Origin of the sequence: Streptococcus sp., from assembly GCF_019414905.1 — a bacterium.
In the GTDB taxonomy this organism is placed as follows: domain Bacteria; phylum Bacillota; class Bacilli; order Lactobacillales; family Streptococcaceae; genus Streptococcus.
In genome coordinates this window covers 1-3,925 of the sequence record NZ_DXLC01000272.1, presented here as the reverse complement: position 1 = coordinate 3,925, position 3,925 = coordinate 1, and the positions used below count along the sequence as shown (strand labels likewise).

General features: G+C 41.5%; 5 protein-coding genes. All 5 read left to right on the top strand.

What is annotated here, in order from left to right:
* Positions 1 to 79 precede the first annotated feature (79 nt).
* Positions 80 to 1,057, top strand: coding sequence for an ABC transporter substrate-binding protein (locus tag QZ359_RS08330; RefSeq protein ID WP_261058168.1), 978 nt, complete (start codon positions 80 to 82; stop codon positions 1,055 to 1,057).
* An 11-nt stretch (positions 1,058 to 1,068) separates the two neighbouring features.
* Complete coding sequence (locus QZ359_RS08325) at positions 1,069 to 1,962, top strand: ABC transporter permease (RefSeq protein WP_293965674.1); 894 nt, start codon at positions 1,069 to 1,071, stop codon at positions 1,960 to 1,962.
* Positions 1,963 to 1,974: 12 nt separating this feature from the next.
* The gene (locus QZ359_RS08320) at positions 1,975 to 2,778 is read left to right on the top strand and encodes an ATP-binding cassette domain-containing protein (protein WP_000157661.1); all 804 of its coding nucleotides are present in this window, start codon (positions 1,975 to 1,977) and stop codon (positions 2,776 to 2,778) included.
* Between the two features lie 325 nt (positions 2,779 to 3,103).
* Positions 3,104 to 3,352 (top strand): YneF family protein, encoded by a 249-nt coding sequence (locus QZ359_RS08315; protein WP_000364990.1) that lies wholly within the window; start codon positions 3,104 to 3,106, stop codon positions 3,350 to 3,352.
* 199 nt (positions 3,353 to 3,551) lie between these two features.
* Positions 3,552 to 3,925 (top strand): glutamate racemase (gene murI, locus QZ359_RS08310; protein WP_293965619.1); only part of this gene is annotated, 374 nt, incomplete at its 3' end.

The window sequence follows — 3,925 nt, the reverse complement described above, 5'->3', positions numbered from 1 at the left end:
AAGTACAGCCTGCGGCTAGTTTCCTAGTTTGCTCTTTGATTTTCATTGAGTATTATCTTTTCTGAGAAGGAGTTTCATTATGAAAGTTGTTCGAAAATTACTAGCACCCCTCTTGGTAGTGGGGATTCTCTTGACCTCTCTGATCAGTTTGCATCAGTTGAAGGCAGATAAGAAAAAAGATGTTTTTCGTATCGGTATTTCGCAGTTTATTACCCACCAGTCTCTAGACGCTACTAGAGAAGGGTTTGTGGATGAGCTGGCCAAACAAGGCTATGTTGAGGGGAAAAATATCGAGATTGATTTGCAAAATGCACAGGGAGAACAACGAAATCTTAAAACGATTTCCCAGCAACTAGCAGAATCTAGTGATGTCGTTCTAGCCATCGCAACGCCTTCTGCTCAGAGCTTGGCCAATACAACACAAACGACACCGGTTATCTTTTCAGCGGTAACAGATCCTGTCAGTGCCAAGCTGGTTGAGTCAAGAGAGCATCCTGGGGGCAATGTAACTGGGACAAGCGATCAGTCATCAGATGCCATTTCAACCCAAATCAATTTGATAAAGAAAGTGTTGCCAAAAGCTAAAACAATTGGAATCCTCTATACTCAGAGCGAGCCAAACTCAGTTGTCCAAAAGGATGAAGCTAAGCGCCTTCTGGAAGAAAAAGGCTTTACCGTTGTTGAAAAAACAATCTTGGACAGTAATAACGTCAAGGCGGCTGCAGAAAGCTTGATGGCAGAGGTGGATATGGTTTTTGTACCAACGGATAATATCATTTCATCAACCATGGAAACAGTCAAGCAGGTTTCTATTAAACATAAGGTTCCAGTATTCGGTGGTTCAACAGAAATGATTGCGGTTGGTGGCTTGTATAACTACGGAACCAATTATGAAGAATTGGGACGGCAGACAGCCCGCATGCTGATTCGTGTTTTAAAAGGTGAGAAGCCAGAAAATATAGCAGTTGAGTTGCCTGAAAAATTGGAATTGCATACCAATAAAGAAATGGCAGATGCACTAGGAATTGATATTAGTAAGTTAGAAAGCAAGGAATAGGGAGGTTTAAGATGAGTTTTGTATTATCTAGTTTATCAGAAGGTTTGTTGTGGTCGATTATGGCGATTGGGGTCTACTTGACTTTCCGTATTTTGGATATTGCGGATATGACTGCAGAAGGAGCTTTTCCACTGGGGGCGGCTGTCGTCGTATCTCAGATACAGGCAGGGACAAATCCTTGGATTGCGACTTTACTTGCTTTGCTGGCAGGTATGGTAGCAGGTCTTGTATCAGGAATGCTCCACACCAAGATGAAAATTCCAGCTCTCTTGACAGGGATTGTGACCTTGACAGGGCTTTATTCCATCAATATTAAAATCATGGGAAGCGTGCCTAATCTTTCCTTGGGAGATTCTTCAACTGTCTTTAAACAGTTGGCTAGCTTGGGACTGACAAATGAAGAAGCTGTTTTCTCATTCAGTTTAGCCTGTCTCTTACTTGTTTGTTTGATCTTGACCCTTTTGATGAAAACAGAGATTGGCTTGGTCTTGCGTTCGACTGGAGACAATATTCCGATGAGTGAGGCCAACGGGGTCAATGTAGACACCATGAAGATTGTTGGTTACATGATTTCAAACGGCTTGATTGCCCTATGTGGTTCCTTGTTTGCCCAAAATGATGGATTTTCAGATGTGACTTCTGGTACAGGAACCATTGTTGTTGGTTTGAGTGCAGTCATTATTGCGGAAGTATTGATACACGACTTGACCATTGGAGGTCGCCTGTTATCTATCGGAATTGGTGCTATTGTTTATCGTTTGATTATTTTAAATATCTATGAAATTCCAAATCTAGATCAAAACTTGGTACGTCTCTTTAATGCAATCTTGCTCGCCTTAGTTTTATTTGCGCCAGAATTGCAAAAGAGATTAAAGATTCATGGTCTGAAATTGAGAAATGAATAGGAGGAGAAAGTTATGGCAAGTTTGTTAACACTTGAAAATATTCACAAAACATTTGAAGCAGGGACGGTCAATGAGAACCATGTCCTCAAAGGATTAGATTTAGAAGTTGAAGAGGGAGATTTTATCTCTGTTATTGGTGGAAATGGAGCAGGGAAATCCACTTTGATGAATATCTTGGCTGGCAATCTATCGGTGGACGAAGGGGATCTTTTATTGGCAGGTAAATCCATTAAAAATCTGAGTGTCAGAAAGAGAGCCAAGGATATCGCTCGTGTTTTTCAAGATCCTAAGATGGGAACAGCTTCTCGTTTGACGATTGAGGAGAATATGGCCATTGCCTTGAGACGTGGACAAAAAAGAGGACTTGGCTGGGGCGTGAAGGAAAAGGATAGAATCCAGTTCCAAGAGGCCTTGAAGGAGTTGAATATTGGTCTTGAAAACCGCTTAAAAGTAGATACTCAATATCTCTCAGGAGGACAAAGACAGGCCTTGACCCTAGTCATGGCGGCCTTGGTGAAACCCAAACTTTTGCTTTTGGATGAACATACTGCGGCACTTGATCCGAAAACTAGTCAAATGGTGATGGATTTGACGCAAAAGATTGTGGAACACCATCAGTTGACGACTTTGATGATTACCCACGATATGAACCATGCTATTGAGTACGGAAATCGTCTCATTATGCTCTATCAAGGCAAGATAGTGGTGGATGTCAAGGGAGAGGAGAAAAAGCATCTGACAGTTGAAGATCTCATGCATCTCTTCCAGAAAAATAGTGGCCAAAGTCTAGTCAGTGATGAATTAGTTTTGGGATAAAGAAAAAGGCTGAGATCTAGTGTCTCAGTCTTTTATTAGTACAAATGGATAGGCAGAAATATGAAATTGATATTCTTCGAAAATCTCTTCAAACAGTGTCAGCTTTATCTGCAACCTCAAAGCATCGCTTTGAGCAGCCTGTGGCTAGCTTCCTAGTTTGCTCTTTGATTTTCATTGAGTGTAAACTCAGTAAGGAGCCCTCTTTCGCAGAAAAGCAGAGTTCTTTTTGCTGTCTATTCCATCCCTGAAAGCGTAAAACAAACTGGTCAGGGTGGCTAGTTTGTGGTATAATGAAAGAGACTCAAAAAGAAACAGGAGAAAAATGATGGATTTACTATTAGCAATTGTATTGATTGTGCTAGCTTTTCTAGGAGGAGCTCTTGGAGGAATGTACTTGGTTCGTAAGCAAATTGAAAAAGAATTCGCTGACAACCCACGTTTGAATGCTGAAGCAGTTCGTACTCTTTTGAGTGCAAATGGTCAAAAACCAAGCGAAGCTAAGGTACAACAAGTTTACCACCAAATCATCCGCCAACAAAAAGCAGCCCTTGCTAACAATAAAAAGAAAAAATAAATAAGGAAAAGTCTGGGATGAAAGTTCCAGACTTCTCACTATGTTGGTTATGGTTTAGGGATGAGACTTTTTCCTTGCATTCTATTGATATTTGATTATGATTAAGAGAGATAGTTGTTGATTAGGCTGTCATTCAGTTCATAAGGATCAATAATCATAATGAACTATCAATCAGAAAAAAGACTAGAAAGAAGACTGTATGGATAATCGACCAATTGGTTTTTTGGATTCGGGTGTCGGGGGCTTGACCGTTGTGCGCGAGCTCATGCGCCAGCTTCCCCATGAAGAAATCGTCTATATTGGAGATTCGGCACGAGCGCCTTACGGGCCCCGTCCTGCTGAGCAAATTCGTAAATATACTTGGCAGTTGGTCAACTTTCTCTTGACCAAGGATGTCAAGATGATTGTCATTGCTTGTAATACAGCGACTGCGGTCGTTTGGGAAGAAATCAAGGCTCAACTCAACATTCCCGTCCTAGGTGTGATTTTGCCAGGAGCTTCGGCAGCTATCAAGTCCAGTCAAGGTGGGAAAATCGGAGTGATTGGAACGCCCATGACGGTCCAATCAGACAT